Source organism: Xanthobacter luteus (genome assembly GCF_040049235.1).
Classification (GTDB): Bacteria; Pseudomonadota; Alphaproteobacteria; order Rhizobiales; family Xanthobacteraceae; genus Xanthobacter.
Genome location: NZ_JBDZDO010000005.1, coordinates 325,387 through 351,796, shown reverse-complemented (window position 1 = coordinate 351,796; position 26,410 = coordinate 325,387). Strand labels below are relative to the sequence as shown.

The window sequence follows — 26,410 nt, the reverse complement described above, 5'->3', positions numbered from 1 at the left end:
CGCCGCTCAGGCGGCGGGCTGGCGGTAGGCAGGATTGACGAGGTTTTTCGGCGCCTCGCCGTTCAACATGCGCAGCACCTCCTGCGCGGCGCCGATGCTCATGGCCCGCATGGAGGTGGCGGTGATGCCGGCGCCGTGGGGCGTCATGATGAGGTTCGGCAAGGCGAAGAGCGGGCTGTCGGGCGGCACCGGATGGACGTCGTAGACGTCGGTCGCGGCGCCGGCGATGCGGCCCGCCTTCAGCGCCGCGATCAGCGCGGCGGTGTCGACGATGGGGCCGCGGGCCGGGTTCACCAGCACCGCATCCGGCTTCATGCGGGCGATGAGGCCGGCGGAGACGAGGCCGGTGGTTTCCGGCGTCAGCGGGCAGGCGATGACGACGGCGTCGGCCTGCGCGAACAGCTCGTCGAGGCTGACCGGCGTCACGCCTTCGGGCGCCTTTCCCGAGCGCGAGGCGCCGAGCACGCGCATGCCGAAGCCGGCGGCGGCGATGGCGGCGACGCGCTGGCCGATGGCGCCGAGGCCGACGATGCCGAGCGTGGTGGCGGCGATCTCCTGCGTGCCGTCCGCGAGGCCGCGCGCCGGGTTCCAGCCGTCCGCCCGCAGGCGGGCGTCCATGCGGGCCAGCGGCCGGCGCAGCGCGAACAATGCGGCGAAGACATATTCGGCCACCGTCTGGGTGTTGCTGCCCGGCAGGTTGGCCACCGGGATGCCAAGGGCGGTGGCCTCGGCGACGGGGATGAAGTCCAGCCCCACGCCGTGCCGCACCACGCCCTTGAGGCGCGCGGCGCCCGCGAACACGCCCGCGGGCAGCTTGGCGCGCACGATCACCGCGTCGGCTTCGCGCACCCCGGCGCGCAGCGTGTCGTCGGAGGTGTCCGCGCCCACCACCACCCGGGCATGGGGCGCGAGCAGCGCCGCGCCGTCCGGGTGGAGCGCGTTGGTGGCGAACACCACCGGCCTTGCGTCACTGGCCATAGGGGTCGCCTTGCGTGATCGGGTTGGGAAGGGTGCCGAGGCCCTCGACGCTGGCGCGCACCACCGAGCCGGGCCTCAGCCAGGCCGGCGGCGTGCGCATGCCGGCGACGCCGGCCGGGGTGCCGGTGGCGATCACGTCGCCGGGCGCGAGCGCATGGTCCTGCGACAGGCGCGAGACGAGGTCCGCCACGTCGAACACGAGGTTCGAGGACACCCCCTCCTGAAGCCGCACGCCGTCCACCTCCAGGCTCAAGGCGAGGCGGTGGGGATCGCCGATCTCGTCGGCGGTGGCGAGGAACGGGCCGAGCGGGCCGAAGGTGGGCAGGTTCTTGCCGCGGGCAAAGCCGCCGTCGCGCTTGATCAATTCGCTGGCGCTGATGTCGTTGAACACCGCATAGGCGCACACATGCGCCAGCGCGTCCTCGCGGCTGACCCCGCGGGCCGGCCGGCCGATGACGGCGGCGATCTCCACCTCGTAGGTGCAGCCGCCGATGTCCGGCGGCAGCAGGATCGGCGCGCCCGGCCCGACCACGGTGGAGGGCTGCTTCATGAACAGTACCGGCGCGGCCGGCGGCGCCATGCCGCGCTCCTCCAGGGCGTCGCGATAATTGTAGGCGAGCGCGAAGATGCGTTCCGGCACGAAGGGGGCGAGAAGCTCCACCTCGCCGAGGGCGAGGCGCGCCGGCGGCGCAAGGCCGTGCCGGGCGATGGCGGCGGCGGCCTCGGCGAGGCCGGCCTTCACCAGCGCCGCCACGTCCGGCGCACGGCCCGCGAGGGCGTCCGCCATGGCGGGATGGGCGAGGTCGCAGACCTGATCGTCCGCGCCCGCGCCGTCGCCCAGGAGCACGCCGGCGCGCGCCGTTCCGTCCTTCAAGAAGGTGACGAAGCGCATGGCCTCAGCCCACCTTGTAGCGGTCGATGACCGCGCGATCGATCTCGATGCCGAGGCCGGGACCGGTGGGGATCTTCACCCGGCCGCGCTCCTGCACGATCGGCTCCTTCGCGAGGTGGTCGCGGAACGGATTCTCGCACTGCTCGAATTCCAAGAGCGGCTCGAACGGGAACAGGCTCGGCGGCTGGTCGGCGAGCGAGCCGAGGAAGTGCAAAGTGGCGGCGATCCCCACCGCCGAGCCCCAGGCGTGGGGCACGCACTCGACGCCGTGGGTGGAGGCGAGCGTCGCGATCTTCTTGCATTCCGACAGGCCGCCGGCGGCGCACACGTCCGGCTGCACGATGTCCATGGCCTTGCGCACGATGGCGTCGCGGAAGCCCCAGCGGGTGAACTCGTTCTCCCCGCCCGCCACCGCCATGTCGAGGGCGCGGGAGACCTCCACGTAGCCGTCGATGTCCTCCGGCGAAATGGGCTCCTCGAACCACTCGATGTCCAGCTCTTCGAGCTTGCGGCCGAGGCGGATGGCGACCGGCACCGAGAAGGCGTGGTTGGCGTCCACCATCAGGCGGATGTTGGGGCCGACCGCCTCGCGCACCGCCTTCACCCGCTCGTAGTCCTTGTGGATGTTGCCGAGGCCGATCTTCATCTTGACGGCCTTGAAGCCCTCCTCGACATAGCCCACGGCCTCCTCCACCGCCTCCTCCACCAGGCGGTCGAAGTCGATGAAATAAAGGCCGGTGGCGTAGCAGTCGACCTCGGTGCGGAAGGCGCCGCCAAGAAGCTTGTGCACCGGCTTGCCGCAGGACTTGCCGACGATGTCCCACAAGGCGATGTCGATGCCGCTGATGGCGGCGATGGACATGCCCTTGCTGCCATAGTCCTTGATGCGGTTGTAGAGGTCCTCCCAGATCACCTCCACGTCGAACGGGTCGCGCCCGACGATGCGGGGGCCGAACTGGGTCTCGACGAAGGCCTTGGCGACGGCCGAGGGGCCGTAGCACTCGCCCCAGCCGACGATGCCGTCGGCGGTCTCGATCTCCACGAGGCAGGTGCCACGCGTCTTGTAGAGCCAGCCCCGCGAGGAGGTGAAGGGCTTCTCCACGGGGGAGGACATCACGTGGGCCTTGACGGACTTGATGACGCTCACGACGCGCTCTTTCTGTTCGCAACGGACAGGGAAATGGCATTGGCCCGACGGGCCGGCCCGCGGCCGGCCCCGAACCGGTCGGGCCGGATCAGTCCTTGCCCTTGAAGACCTGGGTGGCGACCGCGTTGAGGGACTTCTGCACGTCGTTGACTTCCTTATCCAGCGCGTCGCCGGTCAGGTCGTCCACCAGAACCCCATTCTCGGCCGCGAACGCCTTGAAGCGCGGGTCCTGGATCGACTTGCGGAAGGCCTCGACCAGGGTCTTGCGCACCGCGGGGGGCAGGTTCGCCGGGCCCACCACATAGGCCATCTGCACCACCGGGCCGTAGGGGAACACGTCGAAGCCCTTCTCCTTCATGGTCGGCACGTCGGGGAAGACGTTGAGCCGCTCGTTGGCGAACACCGCGATGGGCTTCACCTGGCCGGCCTTGATCTGGCTGATGCTCTCCGACGGCTTCAGCACGCCCGCGTCCACCTGGCCGCCGGCGAGGTCGACGATCACCTTGGCGCCGCCCGGATAGGGCACGTTCACATAGTCGACGCCCGCCGCCTTGGCGGTCATGGTCGCGAAGATGTGGTTGATGTTGTAGCTGCCCGGCGTGCCGATGGTGACCTTGCCGGGGTTCGCCTTCATCTTCGCCACGAAGGCGTCGATGTCCTTCGGCCCGTCGGTGTTCACCAGCAGCATCAAAGGATCGCTGGAGATCCGGGCGATGCCGGTGAACTGATCGTTGCGCAGCGGCGTCTTGCCCTGGGCGATCATGGACAGGGTGGAGGAGGTGCCCATGCCGAGCGTGTAGCCGTCGGGGGCGGCGCTGGCGACGCGGCCCATGCCGATGGTGCCGGTGCCGCCGGGCACGTTGTCGACGATGATGTTGACGCCGTTCTCGGCCAGGATCGGCGCCAGCTTGCGCGCCGCGATGTCGTTGGAGCCGCCGGCGTTCCACGGCACGACGAGCCGCACTTCGCGCGAGGGGAACTTGTCCTGGGCCGCCGCGGGCGCGGCCGCGAGAACCAGTGTGGCCGCAGCGGCCGAGGCGAGACGGACGAACATGGCGCTTCTCCCGTTTGTGTTATTTGTTATAACAAACAACATGCACTGGGCTTGTCAACGCCCTTCTGCGATGATCCGCTCGGTCCGACGGAGGTGCACGTGAATCTGGCCGACCAGTCTCTCTCCCGGATCGCCCGCGAGCCGCTGTGGGACCGCGCCCACGGCCAGCTCCGCGAAGCTTTGCTCGCGGGCCGCTTCGAGCCAGGCAGCGCGCTGGTGCTGCGGCAGCTGGCGGAAACCTTCGGCACCTCGATCACGCCGGTGCGCGATGCCGTGTCCCGGCTCGTCGCCCAGGGGGTGCTCGACCAGGGGCCGCGCAATTCCGCTTTGGTGCCGGATCTGCGGTCGAGCGCGCTGACGGACCTCATGGTGGTGCGCACCGAGCTCGAAGGACGCGCCACGCGGGAGGCCGCGGCGAAGGCCGCCGCGGCGGACGTGGTGGCGCTCGAGGGGCTGCTCGCCGACATGCGGCGGATGATCGCGCAGCGCCAGCTGGACACCTATCTCGACATCCACCGGCGCTTCCATTTTGGCATCTACGCCCTCGCCGGCATCCCCATCCTGCTCGAGATGATCGAGAATCTCTGGCTCCGGTGCGGGCCGATCCTGTCCTTCGTCGTGCCAGAATACGTGGTGTCGCTGAAGGGCACCGACCACCACCAGGCGGCGCTCGACGCGATCCGCGTGAAGGACGGCGCCGGCGCCGAGGCGGAGATCGTCGCCGACATCGAGGAGGCGGGCTCCTATCTGCTCAGCCTCGCCGACCCGTCGGGCCGCATCCGCCGCCCCGGACGGGAAGGCGCGCGCAATGCCAACGCCCCGGGCGTGGCGGCGCCGTGAGCCTCAGGCGGCCGTGAGCGTCAGGACCGGGCCCTGCCGAAGCTGTTGCCCGATTCCTTGACCGTCTCCATCGCCACGTTGGTGGACGTGCTGGCGACGTAAGGCAGGCCGGAAATGCTCTCGCCGAGGATCAGCCGGTAGCGGCGAATGTCGCGCGTGCGCACCTTCAGCAGGTAGTCGAACCGGCCCGCGATCATGTGGCACTCCTCGACTTCCTTGATCTTCTTCACCGCGGCGTTGAATTCGGAGAGCGCCTTCTCGTCGGTCTGGGTGAGCTTCACCTCGGTGAACGCGACGTGGTCGAGCTCGATCTTCGCCGGGTTGAGGATCGCCTTGAAGCCTTCGATATAGCCGGCGCTGATCAGCTTCCTGAAGCGGGCGAGGCACGGCGTCTTCGACAGACCGACCCGCTCGGCGAGGTCGGTGATCGACACGCGGCCATCCTCCACCAGCACGTCCAGGATCTTGCGATCGAACTCGTCGATCGGACTGCGATCGAAGCCATCCTTGGTCACAATGCGCGCTCCTCTCGGGATCGGAAGCGGACGACGCCGGCTGAAGATCAGGCCGGACCAAGCGATGCCGCGGTGCCCCCGTCCTGGCGCCGTGCGCGGCGCCCTGCGTCGTTAGTCGAATTTCCCATAACTCTCCCATATTCTCTATCTTTCGCACATTTTTGTCGACATATTTGGTCGTAATGCCCTTTGCTGCGGTGTATTCAGGTCTGAACGCGCAGCCCTCAAATGCTATTCTGAGATCACTCAGACGGCTCCCGAAGCGGGACGCGGCTCTCGTCCGGCCGCGGCGTCGCCGCGTTTCAGGGCCTGGCTTTTCAAGGGGAGCCGCGATGCTCGACACCACCGCCATCAACCGGGCCGCCGCGGACTCGAAGCCGTCGCGGCCGTTCGCGCAGTTCGCGCCGCCGGTCCGGCCGCAGAGTGCGCTGCGCCAGGCCATCACCGCCGCCGGCCTGCGCCCGGAGGAGACCTGCGTTCCGCCGCTGGTCGCGGCCGCGCGGCTCGCCCCCGCCATGAAGAGCGCGGTCGCCGGCACCGCCCGCTTCCTGGTCGAGGCGCTGCGCGCCAAGCCCCAGGGCGGATGCGTCGAGGGCCTGGTGCGGGAATATTCGCTCTCCAGCCGGGAGGGGGTGGCCCTCATGTGCCTCGCCGAAGCGCTGCTGCGCATTCCCGACGCCGCCACCCGCGACGCGCTGATCCGCGACAAGATCGCGACCGGCGACTGGATGTCCCATCTCGGCGGCGGCCGCTCGGTGTTCGTCAATGCCGCGACCTGGGGCCTGTTCGTCGCCGGCAGGCTGACCTCCGCGGGCGAGGCGCGCGGCCTCTCGGCGGCCCTCACCCGGCTGATCGCCCGCTGCGGGGCGCCCGCCATCCGGCGCGGCGTCGACCTGGCGATCGGCCTGATGGGCGCGCAGTTCGTCACCGGCGAGACCATCGCGGCGGCGCTCGAGCGCGCCCGCCCGATGGAAGCGCGCGGCTTCCGCTATTCCTACGACGTGCTCGGCGAGGCGGCTATGACCGCCGCCGATGCCGATCGCTACCACCGCGACTACGAGCGCGCGATCCATGCCATCGGCACGGCCGCGAACGGGCGCGGGGTCTATGAGGGTCCCGGCATCTCCATCAAGCTGTCGGCGCTTCACCCGCGCTACGGCCGGGCGCAGGCGGCGCGCGTCATGTCCGAGCTGCTGGCGCGGCTGCGCGCGCTGGCGCTGCTCGCCCGGCACTACGACATCGGCCTCAACATCGACGCCGAGGAGCAGGACCGGCTGGAGCTCTCGCTCGATCTGCTCGAGGAACTCGCCCTGGACGCGCGGCTCGAAGGCTGGAGCGGGCTCGGCTTCGTGGTCCAGGCCTACGGCAAGCGCTGCCCCCTGGTGATCGACCACATCATCGATCTTGCCCGCCGCTCCGGCCGGCGCATCATGGTGCGCCTCGTCAAGGGCGCCTATTGGGACGCCGAGATCAAGCGCGCGCAGATCGACGGCCTCGCCGGCTTTCCGGTCTACACCCGCAAGGTCCACTCCGACGTCGCCTACATCGCCTGCGCCCGCAAGCTTCTGGCGGCGACCGACGCGGTCTTCCCGCAATTCGCCACCCACAATGCCCAGACGCTGGCGACGATCTACCACCTGGCCGGCCCGGACTTCGAAATCGGCCAATACGAGTTTCAATGCCTCCACGGAATGGGCGAGCCGCTCTACGAGGAGGTGGTGGGCAAGGAGCGCCTCGATCGCCCGTGCCGCATCTATGCGCCGGTGGGCTCGCACGAGACGCTGCTCGCTTATCTGGTGCGCCGCCTGCTGGAGAACGGCGCGAACTCGTCCTTCGTGAACCGCATCACCGATCCGAAGGTGAAGGTCGATCAGCTCGTGGCGGACCCGGTCGACATCGTCGCGGCGATGCCCGCGATCGGCCTGCCGCACGAGAAGATCGCCCTGCCCCGCCATCTCTTTGGCGCCGACCGGGTCAACTCCAAGGGCCTGGATCTGACCAACGAGGACACGCTCGCCGCGCTGTCGCGCGACCTCGCCGCGACCGCCGACGTGGCATGGCATGCGGCCCCCCTGCTCGCCGACGGCTTTTCGCCCGCGGCCGGGTTTCCGTCGGCCCCGCGGCCGATCCTGAACCCGGCGGACCAAGGCGACACCGTCGGGCAGGTGAGCGAACTGACGGCGGAGGACGCGGCGCAGGTCGCCCGTCTCGCTCTTCAGGGCGCCAAGGCATGGGCCGCCGTCGCCCCGGCCGAGCGGGCGGCGCGCCTGGAGCGCGCCGCCGACCTCGTCGAGGCCCGCGCCGAGACGCTGATGGGCCTGCTCATGCGCGAGGCGGGAAAATCCGCGGCCAATGCCCTGGGCGAGGTGCGCGAGGCGGCCGACTTCCTGCGCTATTATGCCAGCGAGGCGCGCAAGACCTTAGGGCCCGCGCAGGTCCCGCTCGGACCGGTGGTGTGCATCAGCCCGTGGAACTTTCCGCTGGCGATCTTCACCGGCCAGGTGGCGGCCGCGCTGGTCGCCGGCAATGCGGTGATGGCGAAGCCGGCGGGCGTGACGCCGATCATCGCCTGCGAGAGCGTGAAGATCCTGCACGAGGCCGGCATTCCGCGCGGCGCGCTCCAGTTCACCCCCGGCGGCGGCAGCCTCGGCGCGGCGCTGGTCGGCGCCGCCGAGACCGCCGGCGTGCTGTTCACCGGCTCCACGGGCGTCGCCCGCGGCATCCAGGCCCAGCTCGCCCAGCGGCTGTCGGCGGACGGAAGGCCGATCCCGCTGATCGCCGAGACCGGCGGGCAGAACGCCATGATCGTCGATTCCTCGGCGCTGCCCGAGCAGGTGGTCGCCGACGTCATCGCCTCCGCGTTCGACAGCGCCGGCCAGCGCTGCTCGGCGCTGCGCGTGCTGTGCCTGCAGGAGGAGGTGGCCGAGCGCACCCTCGCAATGCTCGTCGGCGCGCTGAACGAAGTGTCCATCGGCCGCACCGACCGGCTGAGCGTCGACGTCGGCCCGGTGATCACCCGGCAGGCGAAGGACGAGATCGACCAGCACATCGAACGCATGCGCGGCCTCGGGCGCAAGGTGGTGCAGCTGGAGCTGCCCGCGGGCACCTGGAAGGGCACCTTTGTCGCGCCGACCATCATCGAGATCGAGACGCTGTCCGAGCTGAAGCGCGAGGTGTTCGGCCCGGTGCTCCACGTGATCCGCTATCGGCGCGCGGACCTCGACCGGCTGATCGACGACATCAACGCCACCGGATACGGCCTCACCTTCGGCCTGCACACGCGGCTCGACGAGACCATCGCTCATGTGTCGCGGCGCGTGATGGCCGGGAACCTCTACGTCAACCGCAACATGATCGGCGCGGTCGTGGGGGTCCAGCCGTTCGGCGGGCGCGGGCTTTCGGGAACCGGCCCGAAGGCGGGCGGCCCGCTCTATCTCGGCCGCCTGGTGCGGCGCGCGCCCGCGCCGGCGCGGCCTGCCGCGCCACAGGACGATCCGGCGCTGGCTGATCTCGTCCAATGGCTCGAGGCGAGCGGGCTCTCCGACGATGCCGCCGCGGCCAGAGCCATTGCCGGCCGCTCGGCGCTCGGGCTGGAGCGCGAGCTGGCCGGCCCGGTGGGCGAGCTGAACCTCTATGGCCTGCGGCCGCGGGGCCGCATCCTCGCCGTGCCGCTCACCGCGCATGGGCTCCACCGCCAGCTGGCCGCCATCCTCGCGACCGGAAACGCGGCGGTGATCGACGCGCCCGCCGGGCTGCGGGACACGCTGGCCGGCGTTCCCGCCGCCGTCGCCGGCCGCCTTTCCTGGACCTCGGACTGGGAGGCCGCGGGCCCGCTCGCGGGCGCGCTCATCGAGGGCGATGCGGAGCGCGTGCGCGCCGCCAACCGGCGCCTCGCCGACCTTGGCGGCCCGCTGGCGCTGGTCCAGGCGGCGGCGACCGACGACCTCCTGGAGGACCCCGGCGCCTATTGCCTGGACTGGCTGATCGAGGAGGTCTCCACCTCCATCAACACCACGGCGGCCGGCGGCAATGCGAGCCTGATGGCCCTCAGCTGACGGGCCTCGGCGGGCCGGACACCGCGCGCCGCGGCGCCTCGACGGCCCGTGCCGCCCGGCACCCGCAGATGCCGACAGGTGCCGGCAGGGCGCGGCGTCGGCCGGCGCGGCGCGCCGGGGCCGAGCCCATTTTCTGAGCAAAGCGCGCCAGTTTTTTCAGCGACGCTGATAGGAAATAAAGTTGACGATTGGAAATTTCATCCGCAGGATTCGCGCATGGAACAACGGGTGTCGGCGATGGACACGGTGGATTGCGCGCTGGAAGCGAAGGGGCTGAGCCGGGAGTTCGGCGGCTTCTTCGCCGTCAGGAATGTGGATTTCCGCCTCGCCCGCGGCAGCATCCAGGCGGTCATCGGCCCGAACGGCGCCGGCAAGACCACGCTTTTCAACCTGCTCACCAAGTATCTGGCGCCCTCCTCCGGCGCGATCCTCCTCGACGGCGAGGACATCACCCCCATCGCCATGCCGGAGATGGCCAAGCGCGGCGTGGTCCGCTCGTTCCAGATTTCCGCGGTGTTCGCCAGCCTGAGCGTGCGCCAGAACCTGGAGCTCGCTCTGCTGCGGCACGCGGGCATCGCCTGGAGCCTGCTCGGCCGCGTCTCGCGCCACCCCGAGGTCGCCGCGCGCGCCGACGCGCAGCTGCGCGCGTTCGGCCTGCTGGACGACGCCGACACGCTTGCCGGCAACCTCTCCTACGGCCGCAAGCGGGTGCTGGAGCTTGCCACCACGCTCGCGCTCGAACCCCGGATCCTGCTGCTGGACGAACCCATGGCCGGCCTTGGGCGGGAGGACATCGGCCGCATCACCGCGCTGATCCGCGCCGCCGGCGCCGGGCGCACAGTGCTGCTGGTGGAGCACAACATGAAGGTGGTGGCGGAACTGGCCGAGCGGATCACCGTGATGGTCCGCGGCGAGATCCTGGCGGAAGGCACCTACCAGGAGGTCTCCGCCCGGCCCGACGTGATGGCGGCCTATACCGGCCAGGCCGGCGGGGCGCGCGCCCATGGCTGAGGCCCTCGCGGTCGGCCGGCTCGAAGCCTGGTACGGCGATTCCCAGGTGCTGCACGGCATGGATTTCAACATCGGCGCCGGCGAGGTGGTGACGCTGCTCGGGCGCAACGGCGCCGGCAAGACCACCACGCTGAAGGCGATCATGGGCCTGGTGGAGCGGCGCGCGGGCTCGATCCGGGTCGGCGCGGCCGAGATCATCGCCGCCCCGCCCTACGAGATCGCCCGCAAGGGCATCGCCTTCTGCCCCGAGGAGCGCGGCATCTTCTCCAGCCTGAGCGTGCGCGAGAATCTGCTGCTGCCGCCGCGCCTCGCCAAGGGAGGCATGACGATCGATCAGATCCTGGCGCTGTTCCCCAATCTGAAGGAGCGCTTCGACAGCCAGGGCACCAAGCTGTCCGGCGGCGAGCAGCAGATGCTGGCGCTCGGGCGCATCCTGCACACCGGCGCGCGCATCCTTTTGCTCGACGAGCCGACCGAGGGGCTGGCGCCGGTCATCATCCAGCAGATCGGCCGCACCATCGAGACCCTCAAGGCGCTCGGCTTCACCATCCTGCTGGTGGAGCAGAACGTCGCCTTCGCCTCCGGCCTTGCCGACCGCCACTACATCGTCGAGCTCGGCCGCGTCGTCGACGAGATCCCCGGCCGGGAGCTCGATGCCCGGCTGGACACGCTGAAGACTTACCTCGGACTGTGACGGGAAGGCCCGCGCGCGATGATCATGATTTTCGGCGTTCCCTCTGCCGTCTTGTACGGCCAGCTGCTGCTCGGCCTCATCAACGGCGCGTTCTACGCCATGCTGAGCCTCGGGCTGGCGGTGATCTTCGGCATGATGAACATCGTCAACTTCGCCCATGGCGCGCAATACATGCTCGGTGCCATGACCGCCTGGCTGCTGCTGACCTATGCCGGCATCAGCTACTGGTGGGCGCTGCTTCTGGCGCCGCTTATCGTCGGCGCGAGCGGCATCCTCATCGAGCGCTTCCTGCTGCGGCGGCTGTATAAGCTCGACCATCTCTACGGCATGCTGCTGACCTTCGGCCTGGCGCTGATCTTCCAGGGCGTGTTCACCAACGCCTTCGGCTCCTCCGGCCAGCCCTACCAGATCCCGTTCGAGCTCACCGGCGGCCAGCAGCTCGGCTTCATGTTCCTGCCGAACTACCGCGCCTGGGTCATCGTCGCCTCGCTCGCCGTGTGCCTTGCCACCTGGTACGTGATCGAGCGCACCAGGCTCGGCGCCTATCTGCGCGCGGCCACCGAGAATCCGATGCTGGTGCAGACCTTCGGCATCCGCGTGCCGCGCATGATCATGCTCACCTATGGCGCCGGCGTCGGCCTCGCCGCGCTCGCCGGCGTGCTCGCCGCGCCGATCTACCAGGTCGGGCCAACCATGGGCGTCGACCTCATCATCGTCGTCTTCGCCGTGGTGGTGATCGGCGGCATGGGCTCGATCATGGGCTCGATCGTCACCGGCTTCCTGGTCGGGCTGATCGAGGGGCTGACCAAGGCGTTCTATCCCGAACTGTCGAGCACCATCGTGTTCGTGCTGATGGCCGTGGTGCTGCTGCTGCGCCCGGCCGGGCTGTTCGGCTCCAAGCCCGAGCCGGCGCGCGCCGCGCACCAGGAGATGCTCGAGAGCGCCGGCGCGCGCCCGCGCACGCAGATGATCGCCTTCGCCGTCATGGCGCTCGCGTTCGCTGCGGCGCCGCTCGCGATCTATCCCGGCTTCATGATGAAGGCCATGCTGTTCGCTCTGTTCGCCTGCGCCTTCAACCTGATCGCCGGCTACGGCAAGCTCGTCTCCTTCGGCCACTCCATGTTCCTCGGCACGGCGGGCTATGTCTGCGGCCACGCCGCCAAGGTCTGGGGCCTCACGCCCGAGCTCGCGGTGCTCGCCGGCACCGCGGTCGCCGCGCTGCTCGGCGTCGCCTCCGGCTGGCTCGCCATCCGCCGCAGCGGCATCTATTTCGCGATGGTGACGCTGGCGTTCGCGCAGATGATCTACTTCGTCGCCCTCCAGGCGCCGTTCACCGGCGGCGAGGACGGCCTGCAGGGCGTGCCGCGCGGCCACCTGTTCGGCCTGATCGACCTTGGCCAGCCGGCCAATCTCTACGGCTTCGTGCTGGCGATCTTCCTTGGCGGCTTCTTCCTGATCCTGCGCCTCGTCGGCTCGCCCTTCGGCCTGGTGCTGAAGGGCCTCAGCGACCACGAGCCGCGCGCCCAGTCGCTCGGCCTCGACACCGCGCGCTACAAGCTCGTCGCCTTCACGCTCTCGGCGGCGCTGGCGGGGCTCGCGGGGTCCACCAAGGCGATCACCAGCCAGATCGTGACGCTCTCCGACGTGCACTGGTCCATGTCTGGCGAGGTGCTGCTGATGACCTTCCTCGGCGGGGTCGGCACGCTGTTCGGCCCGGTGGTCGGCGCCTTCGTCGTGGTGGCGATGCAGAACTACCTCGCCTCGCTCGGCCAGTGGGTGATCGTCATCCACGGCGCGATCTTCGTGCTGTGCGTGCTGGCGTTCCGGCGCGGCATCGTCGGCGAGCTCATCGCCTTCGCCCGCCGGCGCGCCGGCCGGCCGGCGTCCTTTTCAGTCCGGGCCGCGCTGCGGCCCCAACACGAGGGGAACACCGATGCGTAAGACAGCTTCCACTTTGGCGCGAGGGCTCGCGGCGGCGCTCTGCGCCGGCACGCTGGCCGCGAGCCTGCCGGCTCTGGCCCAAATCAGCAACGACAAGGTCAAGATCGGCGTCCTGACCGACATGTCCGGCCAGTGGGCCGACATGAACGGGCCCGGCTCCCTCGCCGCCGCCCAGATGGCGGCCGCCGACTTCGGCGGCAAGGTGCTCGGCAAGCCGATCGAGATCATCGGCGCCGACCACCTGCACAAGGCCGACGTCGGCGTCGGCATCGCCCGCCGCTGGATCGAGAACGAGCAGGTGGACGCCATCTCGGACGTCACCAACTCCGCCATCGCGCTGGCGATCCAGCAGCTGACGCGCGAGAGCGACCGGGTGGCGCTGTTCTCCTCGCCCGGCACCACCGACCTCACCGGCAAGCAGTGCTCGCCGACCGGCGTGCAGTGGGTGTACGACAATTATTCCAACGCCATCGGCCCCATCAAGGCGCTGATCGACAAGGGCAACGACACCTTCTTCATCGTCACCGCCGACTTCGCCTTCGGCCATTCGCTGGAGAAGATCGCCACCGAGGCCATCAAGGCCAATGGCGGCAAGGTGGTCGGCTCGATCCGCCATCCGTTCGGCGCCAACGACCTGTCCGCCTTCCTGCTGCCGGCCCAGGCCTCGAAGGCCAAGGTCATCGTGCTGGCGACCGCCGGCAAGGACATGACGACGGCGATCAAGCAGGCCGGCGAGTTCGGCATCACCGCGGGCGGGCAGATCCTCACCGCGCCGGTGATGTTCATCTCGGACGTGCACGCGCTCGGCCTCCAGACCGCCCAGGGCATCTCCTTCATCGAGGGCTTCTACTGGGACCAGAACGAGGAGACCCGCGCCTTCGCCAAGCGCTTCTTCGAGCAGCGCAAGGCCATGCCGACCGCGCTGCAGGCCGGCGTCTACTCCTCCATCCTGCATTACCTCAAGGCGATCGAGGCGGCCGGCACCGACGAGGCCAAGGCGGTCTCGGCCAAGATGCGGGAATTGCCGGTCAACGACTTCTTCGCCAAGAACGGCAAGGTGCGCGAGGATGGCCGCATGGTGCACGACATGCTGCTGGTTCAGGTGAAGAAGCCGAGCGAGTCCAAGGGGCCGTGGGATTATTACAACATCATCGCCACGGTTCCCGGCGATCAGGCTTTCCTTCCGCTCGCCAAGAGCGAATGTACGCTGGTCAAGAAGTGAAATTCGGCGGGCGGCGGGAGGCCGCCGCCCGATCCCGACGGGAGGCCATGGGTGGCAAAGAAAAGCATATTCGAGGCCGAAAGCGGCGAAGCGGTCTCCACTTTGGCGGGCGCGCTGCCGGCCCGCTTCTCGCAGCCGGAGCCGCCGGCTCCCGACACCTCCGTCGATCTCGGCCAGCGGCTGAAGCGCATGCGCCTCGACAATGGCTGGACCCTCGAGGACGTCAGTCAGCGCACCGGGGTGGCGCGCTCGACCTTGTCCAAGATCGAGAACGGGCAGATGTCGCCCACCTACGACGTGCTGCAGCGGATCACGCGCGGCACCGAGCTCGACATCGTCGAATTGTTCGACGCCCGCCGGCAGAACGCCCCCTTCGGACGCCGCAGCGTGACGCGCCGCGGCGAGGGCAAGATCCATCCGACCGAGACCTATCGCTACGAGGTCCTGGCCACCGACCTCTCGAAGAAGGCGATCCTGCCGTTCAAGGCGCGCATAACGGCGCGCAGCCTGGACGATTTTTCCGGCTGGGTGCGCCACCAGGGCGAGGAGTTCGTCTGCGTCCTGTCCGGCCGGATCAAGCTGTTCACCGAATTCTACGAGCCGGTCGAGCTCGCGGAAGGCGACAGCACCTATTTCGACAGCAATATGGGCCACGCCATCATCTCGCTGAGCGCGGAGGACGCGGAGATCCTCTGGGCGTGCACCGGCATCACCGCGCTGAAATGACGGGAGTCTGAAGATCGTGAACATGCTGCGCCATTTCACGGCACAGGAGGTCGAGGCGGGGCTCGATTATCCTTCGCTGATCGACGCGCTCGATGCCGCCTTCCGGCGCGCCGGCGAGCCCATGCCGGTGCGCCAGACCTACGACGTGGGAACCGCGGACACCCCGGGGCACCTTCTGACCATGCCGGCTTGGGACCGCGGCGCGACGCTGGGCGTCAAGCTGGTCTCGGTGTTCCCGCGCAATGCCGAGCGGGGCCTCGGCGCGGTCTCCTCGCTCTATGTCCTGCTCGACGGGCGCACCGGCCAGCCGACCGCTCTGGTCGACGGCGAGGCGTTGACCAACCGGCGCACCGCCGCCGCCTCGGCGCTCGCCTCGCGCTATCTCTCGCGGCCCGCCAGCCGGACGCTGCTGGTGGTCGGCACCGGCCATGTCGCCCATTATCTGCCCGAGGCGCACCGCGCGGTGCGGCCGATCGAGAAGGTGCTGGTCTGGGGCCGCAGCGCGGAGCGCGCCGCCGCGCTCGCCGGCCGCCTGCGGGAGCAGGGGTTCGCGGCGGCGCCGGTCGCCGATCTGCCGGCGGCCTTGGCCGAGGCGGACATCGTCAGCTGCGCCACCACCGCGCAGGCGCCGCTGGTCCACGGGCGCGACCTGCGGGATGGCACCCACCTCGATCTGGTGGGCGCGTTCACGCCGCGGATGCGCGAATGCGACGACGCGGCGGTGCTGCGCGCCCGGGTCTTCGTCGACACCCGTGCCGGGGCGCTGGCGGAGGCGGGCGACCTGCTCCAGCCCATCGCGGCCGGCGTGTGGAGCGCGGACCGGGTCTGCGGCGACCTGCACGATCTGGCCGCCGGAACGTGCGGCGGGCGCCGCACCGACGACGAGATCACCCTGTTCAAGTCGGTGGGCACCGCGCTCGAGGACCTCACCGCGGCGGCCCTGCTCGCCGGGGCCGGCGATCCCGGGGCGCGCCGGCGCGACGACGCCGCGCCGCTGATCCGCATCGCCACCGCGGGCTAGGGCGCGATCCGATCCGCGCTTGATGCGGCGGACGAAAATGGAGGAGGAAGATGGGCGTGATCATTCCGGGCTACTGCACCTTGTGCCGCTCCCGGTGTGGCACGCTCAACGAGATCGACGGCGACCGCTTCATCGCGGCCCGTCCCAACCCGGCGCATCCGACCGGCAAGGCCATGTGCATGAAGGGGCGGGCGGCGCCGGAGCTCGTTCACAGCCCGCACCGCGTGCTCCATCCCATGCGCCGGACCAATCCGAAGGGCGCCGCCGACCCCGGCTGGCGCCGCATCTCCTGGGAGGAGGCGCTCTCGGAGGTGGCCGCGCGGCTGGGGGCGGTGAAGGCGGCGCACGGAGCGCAGGCGGTCGCCTTCGCGGTGACCACGCCGAGCGGCACGCCCTTGTCCGACAGCATCGACTGGATCGAGCGCTTCGTGCGTACCTTCGGCAGCCCGAACATTTGCTACGCCACGGAAATCTGCAACTGGCACAAGGACGTCGCGCACGCCTTCACGTTCGGCTGCGGCATCCCCACGGCGGACTACGAGAACGCCGACACCATCATGCTGTGGGGCCACAACCCGGCCAACACCTGGCTCGCCCAGGCGGACGCGATCGCGCGCGGCCGGGCGCGGGGGGCAAGGCTCCTCGTCATTGATCCGCGTCCCACCGCGCTGGCGCGCCAGGCCGACGTCTGGCTGCCGGTGCGCCCCGGCACCGACGCGGCGCTGGCGCTCGGCCTGATGCGGCTGCTGCTGGACGCGGGGCGCGCCGACGAGCCGTTCCTGCGCGCCTGGACCAACGCGCCGTTCCTGGTGCGCGCCGACACCGGGCATTTCCTGCGCGAGCAGGAGGTCTGGCCCGGCGCCGCCGCCAACCGCTATGTGGTGTGGAGCCTCGGCGCCGGCGCGCCGCAGCCCTATGACGGCGAGACGGCGATGGCCGCCCCGGCGGCGGCCGATCTCAGGATGGAAGGCACGGTGGAGGTGAGCCTCGCCGCCGACGGCGAAAGCCGCACCGTGGTCTGCGCGCCCGCCTTCCAACACCTGCGCGAGGCCTGTTCAAGCTTCGATCCGGCGCGGGTCGAAGCGATCACCGGCGTGCCGCCCGACCGGCTCGCCGCGGCCGCCGACCTGCTGCAGGCGGGCCGGCGCGTCGCCTACCATGCCTGGACCGGCATCGGCCAGCATGCCAACGCCACCCAGACCGAGCGGGCGGTCGCGACCCTCTACGCGCTGACCGGAAGCTTCGACCGCATCGGCGCCAACCGGGTCCGGCGCGGCCCCTTCTGCCGGCCGGTCAATGCGCTCGACAAGCTGCCCGCCATCCGGGACAAGGCGCTCGGCTACCAGGACCGCCCGATCGGGCCGCCGGCCATGGGCTGGGTCACCGCGCGCGACACCTATCGCGCCATCCTCGACGGTGCGCCCTACAAGGTGCGGGCCATGGTGGCCTTCGGCACCAACCTCCTGGTCAGCCAGGCCGATTGCGCGATGGCGGCCGAGGCGCTCGCGGCGCTCGACTTCCACGTCCATTGCGACCTGTTCGAGACGCCGTCGGCGCGCTACGCGGACATCTTCCTGCCCGTGAACAGTCCCTGGGAGCACGAGGGCCTGCGCTTCGGCTTCGAGATCAACGACGCGGCGGCCTCCCTGGTGCAGTTCCGGCCGCGGATGGTGTCCCCGCGCGGGGAAAGCCGCTCGGACTGCGAGATCGTCTTCGACCTCGCCGGACGCCTCGGCATGGGGGACCAATTCTTCGGCGGCAGCCTGGAAGCGGGTTGGAACCACATGCTGGAGCCGCTCGGCCTGTCGGTCGACCGCCTGCGGCGCCAGCCGGAGGGCGTGCGGTGCGAGATCGACAGCCGGGAGCGCAAATATGCCCGCCCGCACCACGACGCGCCCGATCGCATCCGCGGCTTCGACACCGAGAGCCGGCGCGTCGAGATCTATTCCGAGCTGCTGCTGCGCCATGGCCAGCCCGCGCTCGCCGCCTTCCTCGCCGCTCCGGCCGACGCGCGGTCCGGGCGTGCGGAGGAAAACACCTTCCCGCTGATCCTGACCTCGGCCAAGAACGGCTATTACTGCCACAGCCAGCACCGCGCATTGGTCTCGCTGCGCAGGCGCGCGCCCGATCCGGTGGCGGAGCTCAGCCCGGCCTTGGCCGCAGCGCGCGGCATCCAGGACGGCGATTGGGTCCGGGTGGCGACCCCCGTGGGCGCCGCGCGCTTCCTCGCCAAGCTCACCCCCGGCCTTTCGGACGACGTGGTGGTGGGCGAGTTCGGATGGTGGCAGGCCTGCCCCGAGCTGGACCGCCTGGAACTCGCCATCGGCGACGGGTCGGGAAGCAACTTCAACGATCTGATCTCGGCCGCGCGCGCCGACCCGGTCAGCGGCGCCACGCCCATGCGCAGCTTTCGCTGCGACATCGGCCGCGATCCGCTGACCCCGGAGCGCCAGAGACGCTGGCCGGGCTGGCGGCCGTTCCGCGTGGTGGCGGTCCGCCCGGAAGCCGAGGGCGCCAGGAGCTTCGTCTTCGCCGCCGAAGACGGCGGCCTGCTGCCGGACTTCCGGCCCGGACAGCATGTGGAGATCCGGCTCGACATCGACGGCGCGCCGGTCGCGCGCGCCTATTCGCTCACCGGCCCGGCGACGCGCGCGGCGCGGGACCATTACAGCATCTGCGTGCGCCATTTGGAGAGCCGCACGGCGGATGGCGCGCTGGTCGAGGGGCGTATGTCCGGCCATCTGCACCGGCGAACCCGGCCCGGCGACCGGGTCGAGCTGCGGGCGCCCTCGGGCAGCTTCGTCGTCCCGCGTGCCGCGCCCCAGCCTCTGGTCCTGGTGGCGGCGGGCATCGGCATCACGCCCTTCATCGCTTTGCTGGACAGCCTTGGCGACGGCGATCCGCTCGACATCACCTTGTTCTACGCCAACGCGAACAGCCGCACCCACGCCTTCAAGGCGTCCATCGCCGCGCACCGGCGCCGGCTGCCCGGTCTCAAGGTGTTCGATCACTACCGGCGGCCGCTGCCGGAGGACGTGCCGGGCCGCGATTTTGACAGCGCGGACGACATCACCGCCGACCTCGTGCGCGACGCGCTCATCGCCCGCCGGCCGCGCATCTATATGTGCGCGAGCGAGGCCATGATGGAGCCCATCGCCCGCGGCCTCGTCGCCCGCGGGGTGCCGGCGTTCGACATCTTCCGCGAGGTGTTCGCCTCACCCGCGGTCGTCGGCCTCGACGACGGGCGGCGCTGCACGGTCACGTTCGCCGCCAGCCAGCGCCGGCCCGAGCTGTGGAGCGCCGCCGAGGGGCCTCTGCTCGCTTTCGGGGAGAAGCTCGGCATCGCGCTGCCGAGCGGCTGCCGGGTCGGGCAGTGCGAGAGCTGCGCGGTCAGGATCGTGTCGGGCAAGGTCGCCCATCTGCACGGGCGCGAGCCCGACGATCCGGCGTGCTGCCTCACCTGCCAGGCCATTCCGATCGAGGATCTGGTGCTGGAAGCCTGAGCGCGGCGCCGCGCGCCCGGCGGCGCCGGCCCCGGAACCGCAACCCGGAAACGCAAAAAGGGCGACCCACGCGGATCGCCCTCGGCACGTTCACTGGAAAATTTGGTCGCGGGGGCACGCAACCATCTCAAATTGCTGTTTCGAGCCACGGCATAGATATCCGTGTCGAGGTCGAGGGTAAGGGTGAGGGTGAGGGTTCAACTCTCCCCCGATTTCGAGAAGCACGCGTTCCCAGTGACAAGCTAATATAATGCGTTTGCACGCATATGCGCATGAGCGTAAGTAGGGGCCATGGAGACTGCCCTTACCTTTCTGTCGGCCCTGGCCGAGCCCACCCGCCTCGCGGCGGTCCGCCTCCTGTGGGATGGGCGCGAGCATTGCGTGTGCGAGCTCGTGCGCGTCCTCGGTGTCACCCAGTCCCGCATGTCGCGCCATATGGCGGTGCTCAAGCAGGCCGGCGTGGTGGTGGACCGGCGGGACGCCCAATGGGTGCGCTACCGTCGCAATCCCGAATTGCCGGCCGCGCAGGCCGCCGTCGTCGATGCTGTCCTCGCCAGCCTGGACGTGTCGTTGAACAGGAGAGCCGCATGAGCGCCGAGCTGTCATTGACCGAGCGCAAGCCGCCGCGGGCGACCTCGCCTCTGGCCTGGGGGGCGGCAACGCTCGCCGCGATCGCCCTGTGGTTCGTGGTCTATGCCCAGCTCGCGCCGTTCTCCCAATGGCTGGTGGCCCGCCTGCCGGTGGAGCCCGGCGCTGGGCACAGTGCTCGCCTTCATGATGGCGGTGATCGCCTTGTCGCTGCCGGAAATGATCATCCTGCGCAAAGTCCTGAGCCTGAAGCTGATCGCCGTGTTCATCGGCGTGGTGGCCACCGGCATCTCGCCGTGGGCTTCCTGTTCAACGCGCTGTTTTCCTGAAGCAAGAAGGGAAAAAGGCCATGAAAGACGTGAAGGTGCTCGGCCCCGGCTGCGCCCGCTGCGAGGCAACGGCGCAGATGGTGCGGGACGCGGCGGCCAAGCTCGGGCTCGACGTCACGGTGGAAAAGGTCACCGATTATGCGGCGATCGCCGGTTACGGCATCGCCTCGACCCCCGGCATCGTCATCGACGGCAAGGTGGTGCATGCGGGCGGTCTTCCAAAGCCGGACGATGTCGCCCGCTGGCTCGCCGCCTGAGCGCCGCCATGCTGGAATATAGGGTTAGCGCGTCGCGCATTGATGCTCACGGCAGCCTCGCCCGCACCAAGGAGGCCGAGATCACCCTCGACACCGACATTGGCGGGCGCGCCGATGCGTTCAACCCGGCGGAACTGTTTCTCGCCGCCATCGCCGCTTGCATGATCAAGGGCATCGAGCGGGTGACCCCGATGCTCAATTTCGAGCTGCGCGGGGTGGAGGTCGCGCTTCACGCCGTTCGGCAGGACGCGCCGCCGAAGATCGTCTCGGTCGATTACGAACTGATCATCGATACCGACGAGACGGAGCAGCGCCTGGCTTTGCTCCACACCAACGTCCGCAAGTACGGCACGATTTCGAACACCGTGGCGGAAGCGACCCGATTGGACGGGACGATCCGAAGGAAGGCATGAGGCGCATCAAGGCTCTGCGCTTACCCGCGCGAAGGCGATCTGTCGTTATCCATGAAAGGCCAAGTCCATGACGAAACGAGACGCGGTCATCTGCACGCCGGTGCGCACGGCGATCGGCACTTACAACGGCGCTTTGAAGGCTGTCCCCGCGACCGAGCTGGGTGCGACCGTCGTGCGCGAGACGCTCCGTCGCTCCGGCCTCGATGCAGCCAAGCTGTCGAGCCTCATCATGGGCAACGTGGTCCAGGCCGGCAACAAGATGAACCCTGCCCGCCAGGCGGCTGTCCATGGCGGCGTACCGGTGGAGGTGCCGGCCATGACTGTGAACCGGGTCTGCGGCTCCGGCGCCCAGGCCCTTGCCTCGGTCGCCCAGGAGATCTGGCTGGGCTTCGCCGATGCGGCGATCGCCGGCGGCATGGAGAACATGGATGCCGCGCCCTATCTCATGAGCGGCGGGCGCTGGGGCTATCGCATGGGCGATGCGCAGATCTACGATTCCATGTTGCGCGATGGCTTGAACGACGCCTTCTCGGGCGCCCATTCCGGTTGGCACACCGAAGATCTCGTGACGAAGTATGGCGTCTCCCGCGAGGATCAGGACCGTTGGGCGGCGCGCTCTCAACAGCGCTTTTCCCAGGCGCAGGCCGCCGGAAAATTCGATGCCGAGATCGTCGGTGTCGAAATCAAGGGCCGCAAGGGGCCGGAGATATTCGCTCGCGACGAGCACAATCGGCCGGACACTACGATCGAATCCCTCGCCAAGCTGAAGCCGGCCTTCCGCAAGGACGGCACCATCACCGCCGGAAACGCCCCCGGTCTCAATACCGGCGCCGCGGCGATGATCCTCGCCGACCGCGATTTCGCCGCGGCGAACGGCCTTGAGCCGCTGGCGCGGCTCGTCGCCTTCGGCGTCGGCGCGGTGGAGCCGGGCATGTTCGGCATCGGCCCGGTGCCGGCGGTACGCCAGGCGCTGGGGCGTGCGGGCTGGACGATCGCGGACGTTGAGCGGGTGGAAATCAACGAGGCCTTCGCGGCGATCGCCCTCGCCGTCACCCGCGAGCTCGGCCTTGCCGAAGAGATCGTCAATGTGGAAGGCGGGGCCATCGCCCATGGCCATCCCATCGGCGCGAGCGGGGCGATCCTGACCACGCGGCTCATCCATTCGATGCGGCGCGACGGCCTCAAGCGTGGCATCGTTACCCTCTGCATCGGCGGCGGCCAGGGCATCGCGCTGGCGATCGAAACACTGGCCTGACAGACAGGTCCGACGCCCGCGCGGGCTACCGGCTTCGGCCGCGATTCCGCGCGGGTTCTTTGAAAGTGGCCATCGCGCCGCCAATCGATTCCGCGGCAGAAGAACAACCATCCTGGCGGGGGAACTGCCAAAACGTCGTTTCTCACGCCGACACGCATGCCCGTTTGCCTTCCAGGCCATCCGCGCTATTCTTCGATTTAAGAAGAATTACAAAGCGGGAGGCCCTAGCAAATGGGCGCCGGTTCGCGCATCGACCGCAGGGCGGTCCTTGCTGCCGCTGCTTCCATGGTCGGCGCGACGCTCGTGCCCCTGTTGGCGCGCGCCTCGGCCGGCATCATCCGTTTCGGCCTGACCCCCGTCTTCCTGACCTCCGACCTCGAACTGCTCGGCCGGCTTCAGATTTACCTGCGGCGGGCCACCGGCTTCCCGGTCGAACTCGTCAGCCGGCGGACCTACCAGGAGATCACCGCGCTGCTGGTCTCGGGTCAGCTCGATGCCGCCTGGATCTGCGGCTATCCGTTCGTCGCCCATCGCGACGCGCTCCAGCTGGTCGCGGTTCCGCTGTGGCGCGGGCAGCCGCTCTATCAGTCCTGCCTCATCGTCGACCGGGACCGTGACGCACGGGACTTCCAGGATCTCAAGGGCGATATCCACGCCTTCTCGGATCCCGATTCCAATTCCGGTTTCCTCGTCACCCGCGCGCTTCTTGTGGAGCACGGCCTGAAGCCGCCGTCCTTCTTCGCCCGCACCTTCTTCACCTACGGCCATCGCAACGTGATCCGTGCCGTCGCCTCGGGCCTCGCCCAATCCGGTTCCGTGGACGGCTACGTCCTGGAGGTGATGCGGGAAATCGAGCCGGAGCTGATGTCGCGCGTCGCCATCCTGCGCCGGTCCGAATGGCTTGGCTTCCCGCCCATCGCGGCTCCGCGCCATCCGCCAGACCCGCAGGCGCTCGCTGCGCTGACAGAGGCGTTTTCGCGCATGAACGAGGATGAGGACGGCAAGGCGGTGCTTGCCATGCTGCGGCTCGACGGGTTCGTGCCGCAGGAGGCGAGCCTCTTCGACCCCATCGCCGCAAAGGCGGCGCTCGTTGCAGGCACCGGGTGACGCCCATGATCGCGCGCCTTGACCCCCGCCGGTGGCCCGTCACCCTCAAGGTGCCCCTGGCGGTTGCGGCGCTCATGGTGCTGGTGGGGCTGGCACTCTCCGAGCGTGTGCTGAGCCGGCTGGGGGAGACGCAGGAGCGCCAGTTGCGCGCCTTGGCGCAGACCTATCTGGACAGCCTCTCCTCCGCGGTCGCACCCGCGATCCTGAGAGACGATGTCTGGGAAGTTTATGACGCCATCATGCGGGCACAGGACCTCAACAAGAGCCTGCATCCGTTGAGCGCCGTGATCACCGACGCGGAGGGCCTCGTCATCGCGGCGTCCGATCCCCGCCGCTTCCCCATCGGGGTGCGCCTCCCGTCTGATCTCGCTCCGCTCGGCGCCGGCCGGGATTTCAGCTTCGAGGCGGGCGCCCGATCCGCCACCGCGACGCACGTGCTTTCCTATCCTGGACGCATCGTCGGAATCATCCACGCCACCTTCGACACCAGCCATCTTGCCATGGAGCGACGCGACGTCGTCCTCGCGCTCGTGGCCACGAACGGGATGGTCACGCTGCTGCTCGCCGTGACCGGCTGGCTGCTCGTCGCCCGCATGATGGAGCCGGTGCGCACGCTCTCCCGTTATCTGGGCGCTGCGAGCGAAGGGCGGGCGACGCTGGTGCCCCCGGAGGCGGTCGCGCGCAACGGCGCGGAGTTCGCCCGCCTGTTCGCGGCCTATAATGCGCTGGTGCGGTCCATGTACGAGCGAGAGGACCTGGCCCGGCAATTGGCGGACGAGCATCGGCTCGGCAGCCTCGGGCGGCTCACCTCTGCGCTCGCCCACGAAATTAACAACCCGCTGGGCGGCCTCTTCAATGCGCTGGCGACGCTGAAGACCCATGGACACCAGGCGGCGGTGCGAAAATCGTCCCTCGGCCTTCTGGAGCGCGGTCTCGTCGGCATCCGCGACGTGGTACGCACCACCCTCGCCTTGTATCGGCCGGACCATGCGCCTCGGCCGCTCGCCATGGCCGATTTCGAGGACCTGCGGCTTCTGGTGGCCCCCGCGGCGCGCCGGAAGGGCGTCGATCTGAGGTTCTCCGGCCCCGCCGACGCGTCGCTTCCTCTGCCCAGCACCCCGGTGCGCCAGGCCGTGCTGAACCTGCTGCTGAATGCGGTCTCCGCCGCCCCACCGGGAAGCGAAGTGGCGGTGGACGCATTGCTCGGTCCGACCGCTTTGCATGTGGTCGTGTCGGATCACGGCAGCGGTCTGCCGGAGCCTGCGGGACGCCTTCTTGTGGCCGGTGGGGAAACGGGTGGCCCGCCCTGGGGCGGCGGCCTCGGCTTGTGGACCACCCGGCGCATCCTGGACGACCTCGGTGCCTCGGCCGAGGTCGAACGGCCTGAAACCGGGGGAACGCGGATCCGTCTTCTTTTCCCTCTCATCACCCCAATGGAGCTGGCCCATGTCGCATGAGCCTCCCGTCATCGGCCTCGTAGAGGACGATCCCATCATGGGCGAGAGCCTCGCCCAACGGCTCGGCCTGGAAGGAATGACTGTGCATTGGTGGCGGACCGGCCGTGAGGCGGTGGCGGATATCCGGAAGTTCCGCTTCGAGGCCATCGTATGCGACATCCGCCTTCCGGACCTCGATGGGGAGGCCGTGTTCCGGGAGGCGGCGCACGTGCCTCAGACGCCGCCTTTCCTGTTCGTGACCGGCCATGGCGACATCGACCAGGCGGTGCGCCTGATGCGATCCGGCGCGGCGGACTACGTCACCAAGCCCTTCGAGGTGGATGACTTCCTGGCGCGGCTCACCGATCTGCTGATGCCGCATAGAACCACGGAAGGTGGCACGCTGGGCGTCTCTCCCGCCATCCGGCAGGTGGAGGTGCTGCTGTGCCGGGTGGCGCGCCTGTCCTCCAATCTGCTCATCACGGGGGAGACAGGGACAGGTAAGGATGTGGCCGCCCGCTTCATCCATGCGCGATCGCGGCACGCGGCCGCGCCGTTTATGGCGGTCAATTGCGCCGCCATTCCCGCCGACCTCATGGAAAGCGAGTTGTTCGGCCACGAGCGAGGCGCCTTCACCGGCGCCGCGCAGCGTCACCTCGGCTATGTGGAGCGCGCTGGCGACGGCACGCTGTTTCTCGACGAGATCGGGGAATTGCGCCCGGAATTGCAGGCGAAACTCCTGCGGTTGATCGAGAGCAAGACGTTCCAGAGGATCGGCGGTGAGCGCGAGATCGCCTTCGGCGGCCGTATCGTGACGGCCACCAACGCCGATCTGGCGCTGCGAGTTGTCGAACGACAATTCCGCGAGGATCTCCTTTACCGCATCAACGCGGTCAGCATTCGCCTGCCGTCTCTACGGGAGCGCCCCGATGACATCCCCTGGCTCATGGAGCGCTTCTTTACGGAATACAGCGCTGGCACCGAGACCAACCTGAAAGGGATCAGTGCCCTCGCTGAGGAAGCCGCCCTGCAGCATCCTTGGCCCGGGAATGTGCGGGAACTGCGCAACCGGATGGAGCGTGCCGTCGCTCTCGCCCTGGGCCCCTGGCTGATGCCGGGGGATCTCTTTCCCGAGCTCATGGACGAAGGTGCGGCCAAAGGTGCGCGCATCGGCTCGCTGGAGTCCGCGCGCCAGGAAGCGGAGAAGCGTCACATCCTACGGGCGCTGTCCGCGACCGCGGGCGAACTCTCCGCCGCCGCCCGGCTCCTCGGCGTTGGGCGCACCACCCTGTGGGAAAAGATGCGCCGCCTTGGCCTCGGCGGCGAGGGCTGACGGCGCGTTCGGATTTCCGGACACACGGCACCGCAGCATGTTCGGAACGGCGAACGTGCTCGTCTCGGTTCACTCGTTAAATCATTGAATTTT

The 26,410-nt window shown here is 69.5% G+C and carries 21 protein-coding genes and 2 pseudogenes; 18 read left to right on the top strand and 5 right to left on the bottom strand.

The features are described 5' to 3' along the window. Positions 1-6: 6 nt before the first annotated feature. The 4 genes from ABLE88_RS17055 to ABLE88_RS17040 form a co-directional block, all read right to left on the bottom strand. Complete coding sequence (locus ABLE88_RS17055) at positions 7-978, bottom strand: hydroxyacid dehydrogenase (protein ID WP_348832885.1); 972 nt, start codon at positions 976-978, stop codon at positions 7-9. Beyond that, complete coding sequence (locus ABLE88_RS17050; protein ID WP_348832884.1) at positions 968-1,870, bottom strand: fumarylacetoacetate hydrolase family protein; 903 nt, start codon at positions 1,868-1,870, stop codon at positions 968-970. The genes ABLE88_RS17055 and ABLE88_RS17050 overlap by 11 nt, the downstream gene beginning before the upstream one ends. Positions 1,871-1,874: 4 nt before the next feature. Next, entirely contained in the window at positions 1,875-3,017 is a 1,143-nt protein-coding gene (locus ABLE88_RS17045; protein WP_348832883.1) for a mandelate racemase/muconate lactonizing enzyme family protein, read from the bottom strand. A gap of 88 nt (positions 3,018-3,105) precedes the next feature. Continuing rightward, complete coding sequence (locus ABLE88_RS17040) at positions 3,106-4,071, bottom strand: Bug family tripartite tricarboxylate transporter substrate binding protein (protein WP_348832882.1); 966 nt, start codon at positions 4,069-4,071, stop codon at positions 3,106-3,108. A gap of 99 nt (positions 4,072-4,170) precedes the next feature. Between ABLE88_RS17040 and ABLE88_RS17035 the strand changes: the two genes are divergently transcribed. Beyond that, on the top strand, positions 4,171-4,911 hold the full coding sequence (locus tag ABLE88_RS17035; RefSeq protein ID WP_348832881.1) for a GntR family transcriptional regulator: 741 nt from the start codon (positions 4,171-4,173) through the stop codon (positions 4,909-4,911). Positions 4,912-4,931: 20 nt separating this feature from the next. Here the strand turns inward: ABLE88_RS17035 and ABLE88_RS17030 are convergent, their stop codons facing one another. Next, entirely contained in the window at positions 4,932-5,426 is a 495-nt protein-coding gene (locus tag ABLE88_RS17030) for an Lrp/AsnC family transcriptional regulator (protein ID WP_348832880.1), read from the bottom strand. Positions 5,427-5,758: 332 nt separating this feature from the next. Between ABLE88_RS17030 and putA the strand changes: the two genes are divergently transcribed. The 17 genes and pseudogenes from putA (at position 5,759) to ABLE88_RS16945 (ending at position 26,317) form a co-directional block, all read left to right on the top strand. Further along, a complete protein-coding gene (gene putA / locus ABLE88_RS17025) occupies positions 5,759-9,481 on the top strand; it encodes a trifunctional transcriptional regulator/proline dehydrogenase/L-glutamate gamma-semialdehyde dehydrogenase (RefSeq protein ID WP_348832879.1) in 3,723 nt (1,240 codons plus the stop codon). A 216-nt stretch (positions 9,482-9,697) separates the two neighbouring features. Then, positions 9,698-10,492, top strand: coding sequence for an ABC transporter ATP-binding protein (locus ABLE88_RS17020; RefSeq protein WP_348832878.1), 795 nt, complete (start codon positions 9,698-9,700; stop codon positions 10,490-10,492). Further along, a complete protein-coding gene (locus ABLE88_RS17015) occupies positions 10,485-11,186 on the top strand; it encodes an ABC transporter ATP-binding protein (RefSeq protein ID WP_348832877.1) in 702 nt (233 codons plus the stop codon). Before ABLE88_RS17020 ends, ABLE88_RS17015 begins: the two co-directional genes overlap by 8 nt. Before the next feature lie 18 nt (positions 11,187-11,204). Continuing rightward, positions 11,205-12,080 (top strand): annotated as a pseudogene (locus ABLE88_RS17010) (branched-chain amino acid ABC transporter permease); the annotation flags it as partial. A gap of 36 nt (positions 12,081-12,116) precedes the next feature. Then, on the top strand, positions 12,117-13,127 hold the full coding sequence (locus tag ABLE88_RS17005; protein WP_348832970.1) for a branched-chain amino acid ABC transporter permease: 1,011 nt from the start codon (positions 12,117-12,119) through the stop codon (positions 13,125-13,127). Continuing rightward, positions 13,120-14,349 carry an ABC transporter substrate-binding protein gene (locus ABLE88_RS17000; protein WP_348832876.1) on the top strand — a complete coding sequence of 410 codons (1,230 nt, stop codon included), beginning with the start codon at positions 13,120-13,122 and terminating at the stop codon, positions 14,347-14,349. The genes ABLE88_RS17005 and ABLE88_RS17000 overlap by 8 nt, the downstream gene beginning before the upstream one ends. Positions 14,350-14,400: 51 nt before the next feature. Continuing rightward, a complete protein-coding gene (locus ABLE88_RS16995) occupies positions 14,401-15,075 on the top strand; it encodes a helix-turn-helix domain-containing protein (RefSeq protein ID WP_348832875.1) in 675 nt (224 codons plus the stop codon). Positions 15,076-15,097: 22 nt separating this feature from the next. Next, positions 15,098-16,096 (top strand): bifunctional Delta(1)-pyrroline-2-carboxylate/Delta(1)-piperideine-2-carboxylate reductase, encoded by a 999-nt coding sequence (lhpI, locus tag ABLE88_RS16990; RefSeq protein ID WP_348832969.1) that lies wholly within the window; start codon positions 15,098-15,100, stop codon positions 16,094-16,096. A 50-nt stretch (positions 16,097-16,146) separates the two neighbouring features. Further along, entirely contained in the window at positions 16,147-19,599 is a 3,453-nt protein-coding gene (locus ABLE88_RS16985; RefSeq protein WP_348832874.1) for a molybdopterin-dependent oxidoreductase, read from the top strand. 291 nt (positions 19,600-19,890) lie between these two features. Continuing rightward, entirely contained in the window at positions 19,891-20,190 is a 300-nt protein-coding gene (locus ABLE88_RS16980) for an ArsR/SmtB family transcription factor (RefSeq protein WP_348832873.1), read from the top strand. 159 nt (positions 20,191-20,349) lie between these two features. Next, positions 20,350-20,516 (top strand): annotated as a pseudogene (locus ABLE88_RS23835) (permease); the annotation flags it as partial. Positions 20,517-20,536: 20 nt separating this feature from the next. Continuing rightward, a complete protein-coding gene (locus ABLE88_RS16970; protein WP_348829416.1) occupies positions 20,537-20,773 on the top strand; it encodes a thioredoxin family protein in 237 nt (78 codons plus the stop codon). 8 nt (positions 20,774-20,781) lie between these two features. After that, on the top strand, positions 20,782-21,186 hold the full coding sequence (locus ABLE88_RS16965; protein ID WP_348832871.1) for an OsmC family protein: 405 nt from the start codon (positions 20,782-20,784) through the stop codon (positions 21,184-21,186). 67 nt (positions 21,187-21,253) lie between these two features. After that, positions 21,254-22,441: a thiolase family protein gene (locus tag ABLE88_RS16960; RefSeq protein WP_348832870.1), complete on the top strand. Its 1,188-nt coding sequence runs from the start codon at positions 21,254-21,256 to the stop codon at positions 22,439-22,441. A gap of 231 nt (positions 22,442-22,672) precedes the next feature. Beyond that, complete coding sequence (locus ABLE88_RS16955; RefSeq protein WP_348832869.1) at positions 22,673-23,548, top strand: substrate-binding domain-containing protein; 876 nt, start codon at positions 22,673-22,675, stop codon at positions 23,546-23,548. A 5-nt stretch (positions 23,549-23,553) separates the two neighbouring features. Continuing rightward, the gene (locus ABLE88_RS16950; RefSeq protein WP_348832868.1) at positions 23,554-25,005 is read left to right on the top strand and encodes an ATP-binding protein; all 1,452 of its coding nucleotides are present in this window, start codon (positions 23,554-23,556) and stop codon (positions 25,003-25,005) included. Continuing rightward, on the top strand, positions 24,995-26,317 hold the full coding sequence (locus tag ABLE88_RS16945) for a sigma-54-dependent transcriptional regulator (protein WP_348832867.1): 1,323 nt from the start codon (positions 24,995-24,997) through the stop codon (positions 26,315-26,317). Before ABLE88_RS16950 ends, ABLE88_RS16945 begins: the two co-directional genes overlap by 11 nt. Positions 26,318-26,410: the final 93 nt, after the last annotated feature.

Excerpts from the sequence above, each read along its gene's own strand:
- ABLE88_RS17055 (WP_348832885.1), bottom strand. The coding sequence starts at position 978 with ATGGCCAGTGACGCAAGGCCGGTGGTGTTCGCCACCAACGCGCTCCAC.
- ABLE88_RS17050 (WP_348832884.1), bottom strand. The coding sequence starts at position 1,870 with ATGCGCTTCGTCACCTTCTTGAAGGACGGAACGGCGCGCGCCGGCGTG.
- ABLE88_RS17040 (WP_348832882.1), bottom strand. The coding sequence starts at position 4,071 with ATGTTCGTCCGTCTCGCCTCGGCCGCTGCGGCCACACTGGTTCTCGCG.
- putA (WP_348832879.1), top strand. The coding sequence starts at position 5,759 with ATGCTCGACACCACCGCCATCAACCGGGCCGCCGCGGACTCGAAGCCG.
- ABLE88_RS17020 (WP_348832878.1), top strand. The coding sequence starts at position 9,698 with ATGGAACAACGGGTGTCGGCGATGGACACGGTGGATTGCGCGCTGGAA.
- ABLE88_RS17015 (WP_348832877.1), top strand. The coding sequence starts at position 10,485 with ATGGCTGAGGCCCTCGCGGTCGGCCGGCTCGAAGCCTGGTACGGCGAT.
- ABLE88_RS17005 (WP_348832970.1), top strand. The coding sequence starts at position 12,117 with ATGCTCGAGAGCGCCGGCGCGCGCCCGCGCACGCAGATGATCGCCTTC.
- ABLE88_RS17000 (WP_348832876.1), top strand. The coding sequence starts at position 13,120 with ATGCGTAAGACAGCTTCCACTTTGGCGCGAGGGCTCGCGGCGGCGCTC.
- lhpI (WP_348832969.1), top strand. The coding sequence starts at position 15,098 with ATGCTGCGCCATTTCACGGCACAGGAGGTCGAGGCGGGGCTCGATTAT.
- ABLE88_RS16985 (WP_348832874.1), top strand. The coding sequence starts at position 16,147 with ATGGGCGTGATCATTCCGGGCTACTGCACCTTGTGCCGCTCCCGGTGT.
- ABLE88_RS16980 (WP_348832873.1), top strand. The coding sequence starts at position 19,891 with ATGGAGACTGCCCTTACCTTTCTGTCGGCCCTGGCCGAGCCCACCCGC.
- ABLE88_RS16970 (WP_348829416.1), top strand. The coding sequence starts at position 20,537 with ATGAAAGACGTGAAGGTGCTCGGCCCCGGCTGCGCCCGCTGCGAGGCA.
- ABLE88_RS16965 (WP_348832871.1), top strand. The coding sequence starts at position 20,782 with ATGCTGGAATATAGGGTTAGCGCGTCGCGCATTGATGCTCACGGCAGC.
- ABLE88_RS16960 (WP_348832870.1), top strand. The coding sequence starts at position 21,254 with ATGACGAAACGAGACGCGGTCATCTGCACGCCGGTGCGCACGGCGATC.
- ABLE88_RS16955 (WP_348832869.1), top strand. The coding sequence starts at position 22,673 with ATGGGCGCCGGTTCGCGCATCGACCGCAGGGCGGTCCTTGCTGCCGCT.
- ABLE88_RS16950 (WP_348832868.1), top strand. The coding sequence starts at position 23,554 with ATGATCGCGCGCCTTGACCCCCGCCGGTGGCCCGTCACCCTCAAGGTG.
- ABLE88_RS16945 (WP_348832867.1), top strand. The coding sequence starts at position 24,995 with ATGTCGCATGAGCCTCCCGTCATCGGCCTCGTAGAGGACGATCCCATC.